21 protein-coding genes are annotated in these 17990 nt (G+C 72.7%); 10 read left to right on the top strand and 11 right to left on the bottom strand.

The annotated features are described in order from the left end of the window. Window positions 1-64 precede the first annotated feature (64 nt). Together OHN19_RS02265 and OHN19_RS02260 are read left to right on the top strand one after the other, a co-directional pair. Window positions 65-922 carry an aldo/keto reductase gene (locus OHN19_RS02265; protein WP_330262456.1) on the top strand — a complete coding sequence of 286 codons (858 nt, stop codon included), beginning with the start codon at window positions 65-67 and terminating at the stop codon, window positions 920-922. Between the two features lie 159 nt (window positions 923-1081). Continuing rightward, entirely contained in the window at window positions 1082-1900 is an 819-nt protein-coding gene (locus OHN19_RS02260) for an SAM-dependent methyltransferase (protein WP_330262455.1), read from the top strand. A 110-nt stretch (window positions 1901-2010) separates the two neighbouring features. Here the strand turns inward: OHN19_RS02260 and OHN19_RS02255 are convergent, their stop codons facing one another. Both OHN19_RS02255 and OHN19_RS02250 read right to left on the bottom strand, forming a co-directional pair. After that, complete coding sequence (locus OHN19_RS02255) at window positions 2011-2928, bottom strand: helix-turn-helix transcriptional regulator (protein ID WP_330262454.1); 918 nt, start codon at window positions 2926-2928, stop codon at window positions 2011-2013. A gap of 131 nt (window positions 2929-3059) precedes the next feature. After that, the gene (locus tag OHN19_RS02250; protein ID WP_123765701.1) at window positions 3060-3290 is read right to left on the bottom strand and encodes a DUF397 domain-containing protein; all 231 of its coding nucleotides are present in this window, start codon (window positions 3288-3290) and stop codon (window positions 3060-3062) included. A gap of 210 nt (window positions 3291-3500) precedes the next feature. Here OHN19_RS02250 and OHN19_RS02245 point away from each other — a divergent pair, with 210 nt between their 5' ends. The 3 genes from OHN19_RS02245 (at window position 3501) to OHN19_RS02235 (ending at window position 6473) form a co-directional block, all read left to right on the top strand. Continuing rightward, window positions 3501-4046, top strand: a complete 546-nt coding sequence (locus OHN19_RS02245; RefSeq protein ID WP_330262453.1) for an ATP-binding protein — start codon at window positions 3501-3503, stop codon at window positions 4044-4046. A gap of 28 nt (window positions 4047-4074) precedes the next feature. Then, window positions 4075-4617: a hypothetical protein gene (locus OHN19_RS02240; RefSeq protein ID WP_330262452.1), complete on the top strand. Its 543-nt coding sequence runs from the start codon at window positions 4075-4077 to the stop codon at window positions 4615-4617. A gap of 89 nt (window positions 4618-4706) precedes the next feature. Next, entirely contained in the window at window positions 4707-6473 is a 1767-nt protein-coding gene (locus OHN19_RS02235; RefSeq protein WP_330262451.1) for an ABC transporter ATP-binding protein, read from the top strand. A gap of 22 nt (window positions 6474-6495) precedes the next feature. Here OHN19_RS02235 and OHN19_RS02230 read toward each other — a convergent pair whose 3' ends face one another. Next, window positions 6496-6852: a hypothetical protein gene (locus tag OHN19_RS02230; RefSeq protein WP_330262450.1), complete on the bottom strand. Its 357-nt coding sequence runs from the start codon at window positions 6850-6852 to the stop codon at window positions 6496-6498. A 174-nt stretch (window positions 6853-7026) separates the two neighbouring features. Here OHN19_RS02230 and OHN19_RS02225 point away from each other — a divergent pair, with 174 nt between their 5' ends. Then, window positions 7027-7269: a DUF5133 domain-containing protein gene (locus OHN19_RS02225; RefSeq protein ID WP_330262449.1), complete on the top strand. Its 243-nt coding sequence runs from the start codon at window positions 7027-7029 to the stop codon at window positions 7267-7269. A gap of 60 nt (window positions 7270-7329) precedes the next feature. Here OHN19_RS02225 and OHN19_RS02220 read toward each other — a convergent pair whose 3' ends face one another. Further along, on the bottom strand, window positions 7330-8304 hold the full coding sequence (locus OHN19_RS02220) for a GlxA family transcriptional regulator (protein ID WP_330262448.1): 975 nt from the start codon (window positions 8302-8304) through the stop codon (window positions 7330-7332). Window positions 8305-8485: 181 nt separating this feature from the next. Here OHN19_RS02220 and OHN19_RS02215 point away from each other — a divergent pair, with 181 nt between their 5' ends. Both OHN19_RS02215 and OHN19_RS02210 read left to right on the top strand, forming a co-directional pair. Beyond that, window positions 8486-8941, top strand: coding sequence for a hypothetical protein (locus OHN19_RS02215; protein WP_330262447.1), 456 nt, complete (start codon window positions 8486-8488; stop codon window positions 8939-8941). A 114-nt stretch (window positions 8942-9055) separates the two neighbouring features. Then, on the top strand, window positions 9056-9271 hold the full coding sequence (locus tag OHN19_RS02210) for a hypothetical protein (protein WP_330262446.1): 216 nt from the start codon (window positions 9056-9058) through the stop codon (window positions 9269-9271). A 7-nt stretch (window positions 9272-9278) separates the two neighbouring features. Here the strand turns inward: OHN19_RS02210 and tgmB are convergent, their stop codons facing one another. From tgmB to OHN19_RS02195, 3 genes are all read right to left on the bottom strand, one after another. After that, window positions 9279-10253 carry an ATP-grasp ribosomal peptide maturase gene (tgmB, locus tag OHN19_RS02205; RefSeq protein WP_330262445.1) on the bottom strand — a complete coding sequence of 325 codons (975 nt, stop codon included), beginning with the start codon at window positions 10251-10253 and terminating at the stop codon, window positions 9279-9281. A 17-nt stretch (window positions 10254-10270) separates the two neighbouring features. Then, window positions 10271-10462 carry a putative ATP-grasp-modified RiPP gene (tgmA, locus tag OHN19_RS02200; RefSeq protein WP_020134687.1) on the bottom strand — a complete coding sequence of 64 codons (192 nt, stop codon included), beginning with the start codon at window positions 10460-10462 and terminating at the stop codon, window positions 10271-10273. Between the two features lie 131 nt (window positions 10463-10593). Continuing rightward, window positions 10594-10911 carry a YkvA family protein gene (locus OHN19_RS02195; protein WP_330262444.1) on the bottom strand — a complete coding sequence of 106 codons (318 nt, stop codon included), beginning with the start codon at window positions 10909-10911 and terminating at the stop codon, window positions 10594-10596. A 211-nt stretch (window positions 10912-11122) separates the two neighbouring features. Between OHN19_RS02195 and OHN19_RS02190 the strand changes: the two genes are divergently transcribed. Continuing rightward, a complete protein-coding gene (locus OHN19_RS02190) occupies window positions 11123-12142 on the top strand; it encodes a hypothetical protein (protein WP_330262443.1) in 1020 nt (339 codons plus the stop codon). A gap of 43 nt (window positions 12143-12185) precedes the next feature. Here the strand turns inward: OHN19_RS02190 and OHN19_RS02185 are convergent, their stop codons facing one another. Genes OHN19_RS02185 through OHN19_RS02175 form a run of 3 tightly spaced genes read right to left on the bottom strand, consistent with a single transcriptional unit; the run spans window position 12186 to window position 15829 of the window. Further along, entirely contained in the window at window positions 12186-14297 is a 2112-nt protein-coding gene (locus OHN19_RS02185) for a xanthine dehydrogenase family protein molybdopterin-binding subunit (RefSeq protein ID WP_330262442.1), read from the bottom strand. A gap of 12 nt (window positions 14298-14309) precedes the next feature. After that, window positions 14310-15293 (bottom strand): xanthine dehydrogenase family protein subunit M, encoded by a 984-nt coding sequence (locus tag OHN19_RS02180; RefSeq protein ID WP_330262441.1) that lies wholly within the window; start codon window positions 15291-15293, stop codon window positions 14310-14312. Continuing rightward, entirely contained in the window at window positions 15290-15829 is a 540-nt protein-coding gene (locus OHN19_RS02175) for a (2Fe-2S)-binding protein (protein WP_330262440.1), read from the bottom strand. Before OHN19_RS02175 ends, OHN19_RS02180 begins: the two co-directional genes overlap by 4 nt. Before the next feature lie 111 nt (window positions 15830-15940). Here OHN19_RS02175 and OHN19_RS02170 point away from each other — a divergent pair, with 111 nt between their 5' ends. Beyond that, window positions 15941-16600, top strand: a complete 660-nt coding sequence (locus OHN19_RS02170) for a maleylpyruvate isomerase N-terminal domain-containing protein (protein ID WP_330262439.1) — start codon at window positions 15941-15943, stop codon at window positions 16598-16600. A 78-nt stretch (window positions 16601-16678) separates the two neighbouring features. Here the strand turns inward: OHN19_RS02170 and OHN19_RS02165 are convergent, their stop codons facing one another. After that, a complete protein-coding gene (locus OHN19_RS02165) occupies window positions 16679-17791 on the bottom strand; it encodes a hypothetical protein (RefSeq protein WP_330262438.1) in 1113 nt (370 codons plus the stop codon). Window positions 17792-17990 lie beyond the last annotated feature (199 nt).

Here is a 17990-nt window from a genome sequence, read left to right as displayed (position 1 = left end):
CCCGGGAGGCGGCCACTCTGGAAGGTGCTCGGTTCCGTTTGACAGCCGAAAGAGGTCCAAGGCCATGCACACCCGCCGCATCGGTGATGTCGACGTCAGCTCGATCGGCCTGGGCGCGATGCCCATGTCCATCGAGGGGCGGCCGGACGAGGAACGCTCCATCGCCACCGTCCACGCCGCGCTCGACGCGGGCGTGACCCTCATCGACACCGCCGACGCCTACCACCGCGACGCCGACGAGGTCGGACACAACGAGACCCTGATAGCCAAGGCGCTCGCCTCCCACGAACGGGGCGCTGACGTCCTCGTCGCCACGAAGGGCGGCCACCTGCGCCCCGGCGACGGCAGCTGGACCCTCGACGGCAGCCCCCGGCACCTCAAGGAGGCCTGCGAGGCGTCCCTGACCAGGCTCGGGGTGGAGGCGATCGGGCTGTACCAGTTCCACCGCCCCGACCCCCGGGTCCCGTACGAGGAGTCGGTCGGCGCCGTGCGCGACCTCCTCGACGAGGGCAAGATCCTCATGGCGGGCGTCTCCAACGCGAACCCGGAACGGATCCGGCTGGCCAACGAGGTCCTCGGCGGCCGGCTGGTCTCCGTGCAGAACCAGTTCTCCCCGGCCTTCCGCTCCAGTGAGCCGGAACTGCGCCTGTGCGACGAGCTCGGCATCGCCTTCCTGCCCTGGAGCCCCCTCGGCGGCATCTCCCGCGCCGGTGAACTCGGCTCGTCGCACGCCCCGTTCGCGCGGATCGCCGAGAAGTACGGGGTGAGCCCGCAGCGGGTCTGCCTGGCCTGGATGCTCGCCAAGTCGCCGGTCGTCGTGCCGATCCCGGGCTCGAGCCGCCCCGAGACCATCCGCGACTCGCTCGCCGCCACCGACCTCGAACTGAGCGCCGACGAACTCGCGGAACTCGACGCCGCCTGAATCCGGCCCGCAGGGCATCCCGCCGGTGCCGTCCCCCGGTCCGCCACGTCGCTCGTCCGTGGTCTTTGACCGTGTGCGGACTGGCACCGGCGATCGTGGTGTCTCTAGGATGGACTCCCTGCCCTGCCAGGCCAGTTGGCGGCAATAGCTGGGGGAAAGATGAGCACCGGTAAGAAGCTGTCCACCTCGATCGACGCCTCCGTGCCCACGGCCGCGCGTATGTACGACCACTATCTGGGCGGCAAGGACAACTACGCGGCCGACCGCGCCGCCTGCGAGGAACTCGACAAGGTCGTCCCCAGCACCCGCAGGCTCGCCGTGAACAACCGGCGCTTCCTCCAGCGGGTGGTGCGGACCCTCACGCAGGAGCACGGCATCCGGCAGTTCCTCGACCACGGCTCCGGCCTGCCCACGCAGGACAACGTCCACCAGGTCGCCCAGCGCATCGACCCCACCTCGCACGTCGTCTACGTCGACAACGACCCGATGGTCCTGGTGCACGGCCGGGCGCTGCTGGAGCAGGACGATCGCACCGCCGTCATCCACGCGGACATGCGGGAGACCGAGGCGATCTTCGCGCACGAGGACACCCGGCGGCTGATCGACTTCTCGCAGCCGGTGGCCGTGCTGTTCAACTCGGTCATGCACTGCATCCCCGACAGCGACACCGACGGGCCTGCCGCCCTGGCCGCCCGGGTGCGCGAGCGGCTCGCGCCGGGCAGCTTCATGGTGATGTGCCAGCTGGTCAGCGAGGACCCCGAAGTCCGCGCCTTCGTCACCGACTTCATGGACAAGGCGACCCAGGGGCACTGGGGCCGGGTGCGTGAGGAGAAGGACGTCGCCGAGTGGTTCGACGGCCTGGAGATCCTCGAGCCCGGCCTCGTGGAGGTCTCCACCTGGCGCCCCGACTCCGAGGTGGCCCCCCGTCAGCTCACCCACGAGTGGATCGAGTTCGGCGGAGTCGGCCGACTGCCCTGACCCCCACTCGCACCCCGACGCCCCTGGCGCGACCGAGCGGGTCCGGTGCCAGGGGCGTTGCCGTGCCGACGCCGACGTGACCGGGCCCCGGGAGGCGACGCGCGAACGCGTCAGCCGCCGTAGCGCTGTTCCATCGTCTCGCGCAACCGCTCCAGTGAGTCCCGGGGTTCGAGCGCGTCGTCCGCCAGGCGGTCCAGGGCGAGGCGGTACTCCTCCGTCTCGTCCCGGTCCTCCAGGAAGTTGGCGCTCTTGATGTGCTCCAGATAGACGACGTCCGGCAGATCGAGGCCACCGAAGCGCAGATACGTGATCGGGATGGCCGGGGCGGAGGCGTTCGTCACGTCCAACGGGATGATCTGCAAGGTCACATTGGGCCGCTGGGCCATCGCGACGAGGTGCGCGAGCTGCTCCCGCATGACCTCCCGGCTGCCCAGCACCCGCAGCAGCACGGACTCGTCGATCACCGCCCACAGCTGCGGGGCGTCCGGGCGCAGCAGCAACTGCGCGCGCCGGGTGCGCAGTTCGACGCGCCGGTTCACCTCGCTCGCGGGCGCGGTCGGCAGGCCCCGCTCCACCACCGCACGGGTGTAGTCGGGAGTCTGGAGCAGTCCGGGGACGTACTGGATCTCGAAGGTACGAATGGCCGCGGCCGCCTCCTGGAGCCCCACCAGCCGGTCGAACCACTCCGGCATCAGCCGCTTGTCGTAGCGCTGCCACCAGCCCGGCTCACCGGCCCGCTGGAGCAGCTTGAGGAGCACCGAGGACTCGTAGTCCTCGGTGCCGTACAGCTCCAGGAGGGCGCGGACGTCGCTCTCGGACGGGGGCCTGCGGCCCTTGCCCGACTCGATGCGGGACAGCTTGGCGGGGCTGAATCCGAGGGCCCGCGCCGCCTGGTCCTGGGCGAGCCCGGCATCCTCGCGGAAACCCGCCAACTGGACGCCGACCAGCATCTTCAGCAGCGTAGGAGCCGGTTCGGACCGGTCCAGGTACGGTTCCAGGCGGGAGATGCGGTGGGACGCGGCAGACATCCTGACTCCCAGTAAACCGGCACAGAGACGACTCACACTATCGCACGCAGCGTGGCCGTACCGCATCATTCCGTAGAAGCCGGTCGCCGTACGGGAGTTGAAACGGCTGTCACTCCGCCCCCGCCCGCACCTCACAGCAGGTGGTCGAACTCACCGTCCTTCGCGCCGGCCACGAACGCCGCTACCTCGGCCGGGGTGTAGACCAGCGCGGGGCCGTCCGGATAGCGGGAGTTGCGCACCGCGACACCACCGTCGACCAGTGAGGCCACTTCGACGCAGTTGCCCTCGGCGTTGCTGTGGCGGCTCTTGACCCAGCGGGCGTCGAGCGAGCTCGCCCGCACTCCGTTCTGCACTGGTGGCACTGCTGTCTCCTTGCTGTTCACGTTCCTCGCCGGGCGCTGCCGCCCGGCCCTTCGGGCGGGAGGGGGCGCACATCCACAACCTCCGTGGCCCCACCCGTCCTTCGCGCAATTTCTCGTGCAATTGCACGCGGGCGCCTTCAGCGTGGATAATAGCTCCGGCGTCAACCCCTGCGGTTGCGCCCCGTCTTGACGTCGCATCAGGGAGATGCCGTGTCATCACCTGCGAAACATGTGCTCCGGCCGCCGATCGAGGCTGTGCCGGAGGCGGGTGATGCGGGCACGGCCGGTGAGCCCCCGCGGCGCCCGGACCCCGTCGGTGCCCGGCGCCCGCCCTCGGGCGGACCGCTGGTCTCCGCCGCGCTGCTCGTCGCGTGCAGCGGGGAGGGGTTCGCCCGGGCCCGCGCCTTCACCCGCGAGACCCTCGGCGGCTGGTCGATCGGCCACCGCAGCGACGACGCCACCCTCGTCATCACCGAACTCGCGGCCAACGCCGTGGCCCACGCGGTGCTGCGGCCCGCGGACGGTGCGGCCGAGGTGTGGCTGGGGCTGTCCCTGGGCCCCTCCCATCTGCTGGTCACCGTCTCCGACCCCGGGGACGAACCACCCGCGTACACCCCCACCGACGACTGCTCCCTGCGGGAGCACGGCCGGGGGCTGTACATCGTCGACGCCCTGGCGGAGGAGTGGGGCTGGACCTCGCGGCCACCGGCCGGCAAGACCGTCTGGGCCAAGCTGTCGACCACCCCTCCTCCCTGACATGACCGCCGCGGAAAGGTCTCATGCCATGCGCACCGCTCCGGACCAGCCGAGCCACGAGCGCACCAGCAGCCCCGCTCCCTCCGCCGGGGTGGCGCGCACCACGCCCCTCTCGGCGCTGAGCCGGGTCCCCTGGGGCGAGATCCAGGACTCCACCGGCAATGCGGCGGCCATCCCGCTCCTCCTCAACAGCGTCGCCTGGGGCGACGCCGACACCGCCGGCGCCGCACTCGGCGAGCTGCGCCGGCGCATCTGCCAGTACGGCTTCGTCGTCGAGCAGGCCACCGCCGCCACCGTCCCCTTCCTCTGGGAGCTCGCCCAACTGCCCCAGGTGACCTGCCGGGCCGAGATCATCCAGCTGCTCAGGAGCATCGCCGGGGCCCGCCAGTGGGAGAGCACCGCGGCTGTCTATCCCAAGCTGCTCAACCACCGCGAGAACCCGGTGGTCTGGGAGCGCCAGGCCCGCCAGGCCGTGCGGGCCAGGAGCGGGGCCCTCAGCAGCCTGATGGCCGACGACGACACCGAGATCGCCCACGCGACCACGGAACTCGCCCGCACTCTGGACGAGTAGGAGGCCGCTCCGCCGGCTGGTGTATCCCTGGTCGACGAGGGGGAGAAAGCGCTTGCCCTCACATCGGCAACCGGGGAGGACCGCCGACGATGGCATCGTCGCTGGAGAAACCGCTCGACCACCGCTATCGGGGCGAACACCCGATACGCACACTCGCCTACCTGTTCCGCGCCGACCGCCGCCGACTGGCCGCGGCCGTCGCGGTGTTCACCGTCAAGCACAGCCCGATCTGGCTGCTGCCGCTGATCACCGCGTCCATCATCGACACCGTCGTGCAGCACCAGCCGGTCTCCCGGCTCTGGACCAGCGTCGGCGTCATCCTGTTCATCCTGCTGATCAACTACCCCCTGCACGTCCTCTACGTCCGCCTCCTGTACGGCAGCGTCCGCCGCATGGGAACCGGCCTGCGCTCCGCCCTGTGCACCCGTATGCAGCAGCTGTCCATCGGCTACCACTCACGCGTCAGCGCCGGAGTGCTCCAGGCCAAGGTGGTGCGGGACGTCGAGACCGTCGAGCAGATGGTCCAGCAGACCGCCGAGACCGGCCTCGGCGCCACCACCGTGCTGATCGGCGGACTGGTCATCATCGCCGTACGGACACCGGAGTTCGTGCCCGTCTTCCTCGTCGTGGTGCCCGCCGCCGCCCTCGTGGTCGCCCGGCTCAGGGCCCGGCTGCGCACCCACAACGAGCACTTCCGGCACGAGGTCGAGACCCTCTCCTCCCGGGTCACCGAGATGACCCGCCTCATCCCGGTCACCCGCGCCCACGGCCTGGAGAACAAGGCGCTGCGCCGCATGGACGGCACCCTGCGCCGCCTGCTCACCTCCGGGAACCGCCTCGACCTGGTCAACGGCCGCTTCGGCTCGCTGGCCTGGGTCGTCCTCAACGTGGTCGGCGTGCTCGTCCTGACCGCGGCGGCCCTCGTGTCGTACTACGGCGTCTGGGGCGTCACCGCCGGCGACGTCGTCATGCTCAGCGCCTTCCTGACCACCCTCACCAACTCCACGACCACGCTGGCGGGCCTCGCCCCCGTCATCACCAAGGGCCTGGAATCCGTCCGTTCCGTCGGCGAACTGCTCCAGGCGCCCGAACTGGAGGACAACGAGGGCAAGGCCCAGGTCGCATCGGTGCGCGGGGCCGTCGAGTTCCAGGGCGTGGGACACGCGTACGACAACGGACGGCCCGCAGTACGCGACTTCACCCTCTCCGTCACCCCCGGCGAGACCGTCGCCCTGGTCGGTGCGTCCGGCGCGGGCAAGTCCACCGTCCTCAACCTCGTCATCGGCTTCATCCGGCCCACCGAGGGCCGGCTGCTGCTCGACGGCACCGACATGAACACCCTCGACCTGCGCACCTACCGGCGTTTCCTGTCCGTCGTCCCGCAGGAGTCCATCCTGTTCGACGGCACCGTCCGGGAGAACGTGGCCTACGGCATGGACGACGCCGACGAGGAGACCGTACGGGCCGCCCTGCGCGACGCCAACGCGCTGGAGTTCGTCGACCGGCTGCCGCGGGGCCTCGACACCCTGGTCGGTGAGCGCGGCGCCCGGCTGTCCGGCGGGCAGCGCCAGCGCCTGGCCATCGCCCGGGCCCTGATCCGCGACCCCCGGGTCCTGGTCCTCGACGAGGCGACCTCCGCCCTGGACACCCGCTCCGAGGCGCTCGTCCAGCAGGCGCTCGCCCGGCTGCTGCACGGCCGTACGACCTTCGTCGTGGCCCACCGGCTGTCGACCGTGCGCGGCGCCGACCGGATCGTCGTCCTGGGCGAGGGGCGGATCCTGGAGACCGGAACCCACGAGGAACTCCTGCGCCGCGGCGGCGCCTACACCGCGCTGCACGCCGGTCAGCTCGCCTGAGGCGCCGGCACCCCGCCGGGTGTCACGCGGCGCTGCTGCGGGGCACCCGGCGCGGGCACGTCGAGTCGTGGTCGGTGCCGCAGCTCGTCCACCAGCGCTCGCAGCACGCGGTGTCGAGCTCGGCACGGACGATCTCGTCGGCGACCCCAGCACCAGGTCCGCCGGAGGTGGCCGCACGCCTTCGCATATCGGCCAGCGCCCGCCGCTGGTCGCAGATCACGCACTCCCGCACGACGGCGATCACCGGCACCAGGCTCGCCGCCGCGAACAGACACGCGACCCAGGGCGGCCCGTCGCGCAGAGCCAGCGCCGCGGCCCAGACGAGTCCGGTGGTCGTGGCGAGGTAGAGGGCACTGAGGAGTCCTGCGGAGCGGTTCATGTGCGTATACCGTTCATGGTGCGAGGGATGCCCCTTGTCCAACGGTTTGCGACCCCTCGGGGAAGCGGGTGCGGTCGCACGGTATTGCGCCAATTGCGTGCCGGGCGGCGGCGGATGGGATTGGGCCGGGACACACGGGGCATACGCAGCGAAAAATCGAGAGAGGGGCACTACGTGCTCGTGCCGGACCCGAAGGCCGTCAGAACGCTGCTGACCCGCTACGCGTCACTGAGGATCGCGCAGGCGGAGCGGGAGAGGCCGGCGACGGCCCGTGAGCTGGCCGACGTCAGCTACACACTGTGCGTGATGATGGGCACCACCGACGTCGGTGAGGCGGTCGCCAGGGCGGACGCCCTGCTGCCGGCCGTGGGACGTACGGATCCCGAAGGGGAGAGCGGCCTGCCACTGGCCGTCTGACCCGCGAGGACAGGGGCCTCCGCGAGGACACAGGCCCACGACGCCGGACCCGGCGGGCGGTCACGAACCCGCCGCCGCCGGGACCGCGTCCTTCGCGTGGAAGGCCGCCCGGTACGCCTGCGGAGTGGTGCCGACCACCCGGCGGAACCGTTCCCGGAACGCCGTGGGAGAGCCGAACCCCGCCTGCCGCGCGACCCGTTCGACCGGGTGCGAGGTGTTCTCCAGCAGGTACTGGGCGCGCCGCACCCGGGCCCGCAGCAACCATTGCAGGGGTGTGCTGCCCGTCTGCTCGCGGAAGCGGCGGCTGAAGGTGCGCTCGCTCATCCCCGACCGTGCCGCCATCGCCCCCAGGGTGATCTCGTGGGCCAGATTGTCCTCCACCCACTCCAGCACCGGCTCCAGCGTCGAACCGCGGGGCACCGGCGGATGGTCGTACACGATGAACTGGGCCTGTCCGCCCTCCCGTTCCAGCGGCATGACCGACATCCGGGCGGCGTGCGCGGCCACGGCAGAGCCCAGGTCCCGGCGGATCATGTGCAGACACATGTCGAGGGCGGCGGCCGCGCCGGCCGAGGTGAGGATCTGACCGTTGTCCACGTACAGCACGTCGGGCTGGACCTCGACGGCGGGGAAACGCCGTGCGAGGTCGTCGGCGGCCACCCAGTGGGTGGTGGCGCGCAGTCCGTCCAGGAGTCCGGCCTCGGCCAGTACGAACGCGCCCACGCACACGGACGCGATCCGGGTCCCGGCCGCCGCCGCGTCCCGCAGCGCGGCCAGGACGCGCGGGGACGGCGGTCCCGCCACGGGGGAGCGGCCCGGCACGATGATCGTGTCCGCCTCCGTGAGGGCGTCGAGCCCGTGCTCGACCCGCAGGGCGAACCCCCCGTCCGCGCGGACCTCTTCCGACTCGGCGCACAGCCGGACCCGGTAGCCGGGGCGGCCGTCGGGCAGGTGCGTCCAGTCGAACACCTGCATGGGAGCCGCCATGTCGAAGGGCACCACGTCGTCGAGAGCCAGGACCGCCACGGAATGCATGACGGCCACGATAGGCGGATTCCCGCCAGAGCCGTACGCCCGGGTGCCTGGGGGAAGGCGCTGTCAGCGGAGTTGGCGGGAACCCGTCGGAAGCTGTCGTTTCTGCCGCTGGGGTGATCGTCTGGCGGCTTCCTAGGGTGGGCGGGCACGCCGACCGCACCGGAGAAGGACACCCCGCCCCATGACCAAGTTCCTGCTGACCCTGCACGTCCTCGCGGCCATCGTCGCCGTCGGGCCGGTGACCGTCGCGGCCAGCATGTTCCCGCCCGCGGCCCGCCGGGCCCACGAGGAGGAGACCGGGGCCGGCACTCTCCGGCTGCTGCACCGCATCTGCCGGGCCTACGCCGGTGTCGGCCTCGCCGTCCCCGTCCTGGGTGTCGCCACCGGAGCCGCGATGGGCGTCCTCGGCGACGCGTGGCTGACCACGTCCATGGCCCTGACCGCGGCGGCCGCCGGTGTCCTCGTCGCCTTCGTCCTGCCCCGGCAGGGCGAACTCCTGGAGGAACTCACCGGACAGGGCAGCGTCGAGCGCCGCGGTACCGTCCAACTCGCCATGTTCACCGGGGTCTTCAACCTGCTGTGGGCGACCGTGACCGTCCTGATGATCGTCCGGCCGGGGTCCACCACCGGGGCATGAGCGCCGTCGGGCCGTCAAGCCCGACACCGGAATTCGCACTCCGGTGCGTGGGGGCGCCTAGACTCGACAGTCGGCCCGCGCACGTGGGCCGCGAAACGAAAGGCGCGTTGACGGGTGTTCCAGGATTCCCCCATCTACGACCGACTCGTCGCCGAGCGCGGCGACGTCCCCGCTCTGACCCGCAGGGAGGCCGAGCGCGTACGCAGGGAACTGGAGTACGTCATGCGGCCGTACCAGTCCCTCATGCCCCCGCCCGCCCCCGAGCGTCCCGCCTCGCCCGGTCAGGGCTGGGTGCCCGCCCTCCCGCCCGCCGCCCCGCGGCCGTACTGACCCGGCCTCAGGACACCGCCGAGTTGGCCCCGTTGGCCGAGGAGCGCTGCTCCGGACCCGGCCGGGCCAGCCATGCCGCGATGCTGTGCGCGATGGGCTGACCGGTCTCCACCTCGACGAAGCCGAACTGCCCCGACTGGTTGCACTCCAGGAACCACCAGGTCCCGTCCCCGTCCTCGGCGAAGTCGAAGGCGCCGTAGGCCAGTTCGGCCGCCCGGAGATACTCCCGGACGGCCGTGGCCACCCGGGGCGGGACGTCGACGGGCTGCCAGGTGGAGGTGGGCGGGGCGAAACGGACGTCCACCTCGTCGTCCGGCCCGGTGGCCTTCCGGGCGGCCAGCATCGTCTCTCCCACGACGGTCAGCCGTATGTCGGCCCGCTTGGCCACCCGCCGCTGGAGCAGGGTGGGACCGAACGCGACGGCCGCGAAGTCGGTGTCCGGGTCGACCCGGCTGGTCGGCACCGCCCGCGGCGGATCCTGCGGATGCGCGCCGGAGACCGGCTTGACCACCAGATCCGGATAGCGTTCGGCGAACTCCCGGGCGGCCTGCGGGAACGTCGTCACGATCGTGGCCGGCACGGGCAGCCCGCAGCGCTGGGCGAGCCGTAGCTGCCAGGGCTTGTGCCGGGCCCGGGCGGCCGCGTCGGGATGGTTCATCCAGCGGGCGTCACTGCCCCGCAGCATGCCGTACAGCGCCTGCGCGGACTCCTCGGTCAGCCACTCCGAGGGCACGGCGGCCCGCGCCGCGGGCGTACCCGGACGGCGGACCCAGATCGAACGCAGCCCGGAGATGCCCACCAGGCGTCCCCCGGCCGACAGATGGCCGCGGAAGCGGCCGTGCACGTACTCGCCGGACAGCGCGACCCCGTCGGTGAGATCGGCCGGATCGAGCCGGACCACCGGAACCCCCGTGGCGTTGAGGTGCACCACGACCATGTCGGCCGTCACGTCCTCTTCGCAGGTCAGAATCAACACGGTCATCAGTCGTCGACCTGTGTTCAGTCGTCGAAGTGGGTCTTGGAGCCCGCCGTCGAGGTGGTGGTCCCCAGCTCTCGCATCAGGGCGTGGTCGCGGGCCGCGACCCGGCCGTCCATGAGCACGTTCAACTGCCGTCCGGAGTCGTAGACGTACGGAGTGGTCGCCTCCAACGCCGCTGCCGGACGTGCATAGTTGAGCGCGAACGGTTGCATCGTCTCTCCCTCGCCGGTACTGCCTCTAGCGGACGGCCGTCTCCCCACGACGCCGCCGGGTCACCGACTTTCTTCGGTCCCCAGAGACTTATACGAATCGAACGAGTGATTGGTTTCGTTACACTGCGTAATCACGGTCGGCGCGAGGCCTCCCGGTCCCCCTCACCCAGCCGCAGGGCGGCCCGGTCGGCCGGGGAACCGCGCAGGGTGCGCAGGGCGAGCAGCAGGACACCGATGTCGTCGAGATACACCGGGTCCGGCACCAGATCGGTGGGCAGCACGAAGTACAGCAGCGCACCCCAGAAGACCCAGCGGGGCCCGGTGGGAAGTCCCGCCCGGCGCAGCCCGCGCCGGGTTCTGACGAGCCGTACCAGCAGTCCCACGGCCACCGCCAGCGCCAGCGCCGCGAGCACCGCGACGACGACGATCAGTGCTGTGGTCGTATCCACGGGTCGACCTCCTCCTCGGGCGCCCGACGGCGCGCTGACTGACGGATTCCCGCTTCCGGCCGCCCTAGGCGCACCGAGGGCGGCACTCACACCCGTGGCTCATCCGAGTGGCACGCCGTCGTGGACCCGCTTACGAATGGGAGACCTCAATGTCGCGGTCGCACGACGGGGGCGCGTAGCAGCGACCGCACCCTGTGTCTGGAGCAGAAGCATGACCACCGGCCCGTCAGCAGCCCACCCGAACGAACCCGCCATACCGATCGAGACGGCGTACGGCGACACCGTCGGCGACCTGGTGCGTGCCGCCGTGGCCGACCGTCCCCTGGAGGACGTCGTCCACCTCATCACCCTGCTGGAACAGTCGCCCCAGTACGCGCAGGCCACGGCCGCGGCCCTCCGTGCCGTCGGCGTGGACCGGTCCGTGGACGACGTCACCCGGCTCGTCGCCCTGCTCACCCGGCCGCCCCGCGACCCGGACAGCGCCGACGAGGCGATCCGGGCCGCCGCCGAGTCCCGTCCCGTGGAGGACGTGACCCGCCTGGTGGCCCTGCTCAACCGCTCCGAGCTGCAACCCCACTGCGGTCAGGAGGCGGTGCGGGCGGCCGCGACCGGACGGCCCGTCGAGGAGCTCGTCGAGCTGATCGGCCGGCTGGCACAGGAGAGGCCCGCGCAGCCGTCGTACGAACCGTCCGAGCCGCACCCGGCCCACGAGGAGTACTCGATGCCGGGCCCGGAGGGGTTCCCGGCGCCTCCGCCGCATCCCCCCACCCCCCGGCGGGCCGCACGCACCCCGGCCTGGCCCGGCCGCCTCGCCGCCCTCTTCCTGCTGGTGTGCGGTGTGCTCTGCTTCCCGGCGCACCGGGACGGGGCGTCGCTGCGGGTGTACGGCTTCGCCGTCGGCGTCTCGGCGCTGTGCGCCGTACTGGCTCTGCTGCTGGCGATCCGGCCCATGGTCCCGCTCCTCGCCCTGGCGGTGGTCCTGCCGGCCGGCGTGGCCGCGGGCCAGCTCCTCGACGGCCATCTCCGTCCGGCGGGCCTGTCCCGGGCCCTGGAGCTCCCGCTCGCCCCGGCGTGGCTCGCCGGTACGGCGGCGGTGTGCGCGTCCCTGGCCGCGCTGACCGCGCTCGTGGTGCAGCTGACGGTGCCGGGCCGGCCGGAGCGGGCTCTGCCGGAGCGACGGTCGGCGGAGCGCCCGGTCCGGGAGACGGCGGACGCTCCGCTGGCGCCGTAGCCGAGCGTCCTGGGGTTCCGGCCCGTCGTGAAAACTGCCGGCGCTAGGAACTGCCCCTCTCCCGGACGCCGTTGAGCACGCGGTCCGGGGTGAGGGGCAGTTCGCGGAAGCGGACGCCGGTGGCGTGGAAGACGGCGTTGCCGATCGCGGCGGCCGTCCCCACGATGCCGATCTCGCCGATGCCCTTGCTGCCCATGGGGTTGAGGTGGGGGTCGTCCTCGTCGATCCAGTGCGCCTCGATGTCGGGCACGTCGGCGTGCGTGGGCACGTGGTACGAAGCCAGGTCCGACTCGGTGAAGTCGCCGAACGCGGCGTCCATCGTGCTGCCCTCGGTGAGCGCCATGCCGAGCCCCATGGTCATCCCGCCGACGAACTGGGAGCGCGCGGTACGGGAGTTGAGGATGTGCCCGGCGGCGTACACCCCCAGCAGCCGGCGGACCCGGGTCTCGCCGGTGACCGTGTCGACGGTGACCTCCGCGAAGTGCGCGCCGAAGGCGTGCCGGGCGTAGGCGCTGTCGGCGTCGGCGCGGCCCGCGGTGTCGGCACGGGCCTCGACGCCCTCCGCCGGCAGGGGTCCTTCGGCGAGGCGTTCCGCGAGCCGGGCGCACGCCTCGTGCACCGCCCAGCCCCAGGACGCCGTGCCCGACGAGCCCCCGGCCAGCGACGCGGCGGGCAGATCGCTGCTGCCCACCTCGGTCCGCACCCGGGCGACGGGCACCCGGAGGGCGTCCGCGGCCACCTGCGCCAGCACGGTCCGGGCGCCGGTGCCGATGTCGGTGGCGTTGATCCGGACGAGGAAGCTCCCGTCGGGCCGTGCCCGCACCGCGGCCGTGGACGGTTGGGCCATGACGGGATAGACGGCGGCGGCGACTCCTGATCCCACCAGCAGTGGTCCCTCGGCGCGGGGGCCCGGGCGTGGATCGCGTGCGGCCCAGCCGAAGCGCCGGGCGCCCTCGCGCAGACACTCCACCAGGTGCCTGCTGCTGAAGGGCTTGCCGCTGTCGGGCTCGGTGTCCGGTTCGTTGACGATCCTCAACTCCACCGGATCCATGCCGAGTTCGCTGGCCAGTTCGTCGATGGCCGACTCCAGGGCGTACATGCCGGGCGCCTCGCCGGGGGCCCGCATCCAGGACGGGGTGGGCACGTCGAGCGGCGCCACGCGGTGTGCCGTACGGGAGTCGGGGGCGGCGTACATCACGCGTGCGGGCACCGCGGCCTGTTCTACGAACTCCTTGACGTGCGAGGTGTGGGTGGTGACCTCGTGGATCAGGGACACGAGCCGTCCGTCGGGGTGGGCGCCGAGGCGCAGCCGGTGCAGGGTCGGGGCCCGGTGTCCGACGACGGCGGGCAGGAAGCGGCGGGGGAGTGCCAGGGTGACCGGCCGGCCGGTGTGGCGGGCGGCCAGGGCGGCGAGCACCACGTCCGGGCGGGGCGTGCCCTTGGAGCCGAAACCGCCGCCCACGTGCTCGGCGACCACGGTGACCTGGTCCTCCGGGACGCCGAACAGGCCGGCCAGGACGCCCCGTACGACCGTGGAGCCCTGGGTGGAGGTGTGCACGGTGAGCCGGCCGTCGTGCCACTCGGCCGTCGTCGCGTGCGGTTCCATGGGGTGGTTGTGCAGCGGCGGCACCCGGTACCCGACGTCGACGCGGACGTCGGCGGCGGCGAACGCGCCCTCGGGGTCGCCGCGTTCACGGGTTCCCGGGTACCCGGCGTTGGCCTCCTCGGGGGCGTACGCGGCCGGGTGATCGCCGGTGAGCGTGACGTCGTGGTCCTCCACGGCGTAGTCGACCCGGACGGCGGCGGCACCCGCGCGGGCGGCCTCCAGCGTCTCGCCGACCACCAGGGCGACGAACCAACCCCGGTGCGGGACACGGGAGTCGCGCAGGACGGCGAGCGTGGGATCGTCCGGCTCGGAGAGCCGCGGTGCGTTCTCGTGGGTGAGCACCGCCAGGACGCCGGGCAGGTCCAGAGCGGCCGTGGCGTCGATTCCGGTGACCCGGCCGCGGGCGATCGAGGCGGGTACGGGCCAGGCGTGCGCCCGGCCGGGACGGGGCTGTTCGGCTGCGTAGCGGGCGGTCCCGGTGACCTTCTCCCGGCCTTCCCGGCGTTCGACGGGAGCGCCCAGGGCGGTGCTGTGCGCGGCGGCGTCCATGCGTTCTCCTCCTCAGGCCCTGGTGAGCCGGGTCAGCACGTCCAGGGCCAGCGAACGCGCCAGCGGCAGCTTGTAGGCGTTGTCCCGCAGCGGCTCGGCGGCGGCGAGCTCCAGGTCGACCGCGTGCTCGAACGCGGCCTGGGTGGGCGCCGCGCCCACCAGGGCCCGTTCGGCCAGGCGCGCCCGCCACGGGCGGTGTGCCAGCGCGCCGAACGCGATCCCGGCGTGGTCGACCACCCCGTCCGTCACCCGCACCACCACGGCCACCGAGGCGAGCGCGAACGCGTACGACGCCCGGTCCCTGGCCTTGCGGTAGGCCGACGGCAACCCGGCGGCGGTGGCGGGCAGCAGCACCCCGGTGATGAGCTCGCCCGGCAGGATCTCGGTGTCCCGCTCCGGATGTGCCCCCGGCAGCCGGTGGAAGTCGGCCACGGGCACGCTCCGGGCGCCCTCCGTGCCGTACAACTCGACGCGGGCGTCCAGCGCGGCGAGCGCGACGGCCATGTCGGAGGGGTGGGTGGCGATGCAGTGCGGGGAGTGGCCGAGCACCGCGTGGTCCCGGTGCACGCCCTCGCGCGCGCCGCAACCACTGCCCGGGGCACGCTTGTTGCAGGGTTTGGAGACGTCCTGGAAGTAGGGGCAGCGGGTGCGCTGGAGCAGGTTGCCGGCCGTGGTGGCCGCGTTGCGCAACTGCCCCGAGGCGCCCGCGAGCAGGGCCTGGGACAGGACGGGGTAGCGCTCGCGGACGGCCGGATGGGCGGCCAGGTCGCTGTTGCGGACCGTGGCACCGACGCGCAGTGAACCGTCGGGCAGCTCCTCGACCCCGTCCAGGGGCAGACGGCTGACGTCGACGAGCGTGTCAGGTCGCTCGACGCCGAGTTTCATCAGGTCGACCAGGTTGGTGCCGCCGCCGAGATAGCGGGCGCCGGGGCGGGCGGCGAAGAGTTCGGCCGCCTCTTCGGGGGTGGTGGCCCGTACGTAGTCGAAGGTCTTCACCGGATCACGTCCTCGACCGCGTCGACGATGCGTGGATAGGCGCCGCAGCGGCACAGGTTGCCGCTCAGCCGCTCCCGGATCTCGGCCCGGTCCAGCGGCACCGGCCGGCCGGCGGGCGTGTCGCCGGTGACGTGCGAGGGGTGGCCCGCGGCGGCCTCGTCGAGCATGCCGAGCGCCGAGCACAGCTGGCCGGGCGTGCAGTAGCCGCACTGGAAGGCGTCACGGTCCAGGAAGGCCCGTTGCAGGGGGTGGAGTTGCTCCCCGTCGCCGCCGAGGCCCTCGGCGGTCCGGATCTCGCAGCCGTCCAGGGCGACCGCCAGCAGCAGACAGCTGTTGACACGGCGCCCGTCCACCAGGACCGTGCAGGCCCCGCACTGGCCGTGGTCGCAGCCCTTCCTGGCACCCCACAGATCCAGGTCCTCGCGCAGCACGTCGAGCAGGACGCGCCGGTGGTCGACGAGCAGCGTGTGGGGTTTGCCGTTGACCGTGAGTGTCGTCTCCGAGCAGGTGGCGCTGTCGTCGTTCTCGCCGCTCATGATGACGGTGACCTTCCGGACGGGCCGAGGTGCTGTCCCCACCGCGTATCCACAGTCGGCCCTCTGACACCTCCCGTCTCCCGGGTGGGACCTCCGCCTAGGCTGGCGTGCATGGACGCCGACGTACTGCGTGCTGCCTACGAGGCCTTCGCCGCCGTCGTACGCCCCCTGGGCGACGAGGAGTCCTGGCGGCCCACCGGCTGCACCGGCTGGGCGGTGCGTGACCTGGTCTTCCACTGCGCCGGGGACGCCCAGCGCGCCCTGGTCGCACTGCACACCCCCACTGAGGGGCCGCCCGACCGGGACGCCGTGACCTACTGGCGGGACTGGGCGCCGGACCCCGTCGGCGCGGCGAACGGGCGGCGCTGGAACCGGGTGTGCGCCGGCATGTTCCTGGACTTCCGTGAGCTGCGCGACCTGTACCTGGAGACCACCGCGGCCACCGTGCGGGCCGCCGCGGACACCCCGGCGGAGCTGCGGGTCTCCACCCAGGGCCATGTCCTGACCGCCGCCGACCTGGCGTCCACCCTCGCCGTCGAGGCCACCGTCCACCACCTGGACCTCGTCACCGACCTGCCGGACGCGCCCGGCCCGGCCCCCGAAGGGCTGGCCGCGGTGCGGACCACCCTCGACGGGCTCCTCGGCCGGCCCCTGCCGCTCGACTGGAGCGACGAGCACTACGCCCGCGCCGCCACCGGACGCGCGCCGCTGACGGACACCGACCGCCTCGCGCTCGGCGCCGACGCGGACCGCTTCCCGCTCTTCAGCTGAACCGCCTCTTCAGCTCATCAGCCCGGCCGCTTCCCTCTTCAGCCGCTTCAGCTGATCCGCCGCCCCGCCTCCCGCTCTTCAGCCGATCCGCTGGTCAGGGTCCTCGTCGCGGGCCGCGGGCCGCAGGGTGCCCTTCCAGCGACCGAAGGTCCGCGAGAGCTGCTGCAACGGCGAGCCCGCCTGCGGGTCGGCCGGGATCTCGGGCGCCGGGGCGTTCTCGCGGTAGATGGCCAGCGCCTCGTTCGCCCGCTCGGCGGCCTCCCGGTACAGGTCCCGGGACTTGGTCATGGCCTCCAGCGCCTCGGCGTACATCGCCACCAGCGCGCGCTCCCGCTCGAGTTCCTCCTCCAGGGTCAGCAGCTGCCACTGCTCGCGCAGCGCGGTGAGGGCCGCCTCGCCGCCCTCGGGCAGCGGCTTCGGCATCGAGGCGTAGCGCGTGACGGTCGCGAGCAGTTCGGTGGGCTCCGAGCCGTCGAGGAACACATTGCGTACGGAGAAATCCTGGCCGTCGTAGCCGGGCGGCACCGGCGTCCCCGGCAGCACGACGGCCCCACCGCGCGGCACCTCCACGCCGAACTCCTTCACGGCCCAGTTCAGCACCCGCAGCTGATGCGGCTGCGCCCGGTGCTCGACGACCCGGTGGCGCAGGCCGGGCGGCAGCATGTCGGCCAGGGGACGGCGGCCGCCCTGGCCCGGGGTCATGGCCTCGTGGATGACGACGTGCACGGCCCAACTGCCGCGCACGGCCTGCCGCAGCACCCGCCGGACGTCCTTGTCCTCCTCGGGCAGCACGCTCAGATCCCGCAGCCGCAGTCCCGTGGCGGCGTCCCGGTCCCAGAAGACGTCCTCGCTCTCGGGCCAGAACATGGTCGCGGGCGAGGGCCAGCGCAGATCCCACGGTTGTTCCGCCTCCGCCGCCAGCACCCACTCCTGACTGCCGCTGGAGACGGGGGACAGCGAGAGGCGGGCCCGGACGGTCACCTCGTCCCCGACCCGCCAGCGGGCCTCGAAGATCCGCTCCGGGAGGTCGTCGGTCCCGGACGGCTCCTGGAAGTCGTCGAGGGCCGCGCTCTCCTTCAGTCGCTCCAGACTTCGGCGCAGGACGTCCGCCGCGTCGGATCCGAGATGGCGGCCGCGGGCCAGCCAGACGGTGGAAGGTGCCGTGGAGTCTGCCGTGGGAGTGCTTGACATGGGTCCATCTGTGAGAGGGGGTGGTGCGTGCCAGGGCCAAGTATCGTCGCCGCCGGCCCGTCCGGGCCAGGCGGGGTCCGGCAGCCGGACGGCGCCCGCGCACACGGGGCGCACAAGGTCCACACCGAGCAACCTTCTTTCACTTGTGCCCGGTTCACGGTCCGCCACGCCAGAATGACCTCTCGAACAGGGCCCGCCC

It is taken from the genome of Streptomyces griseorubiginosus (assembly GCF_036345115.1).
In the GTDB taxonomy this organism is placed as follows: Bacteria; Actinomycetota; Actinomycetes; order Streptomycetales; family Streptomycetaceae; genus Streptomyces; species Streptomyces griseorubiginosus_C.
The sequence above is the reverse complement of the archived record's forward strand: the minus strand, read 5'-3'. Positions and strand labels throughout refer to the sequence as shown.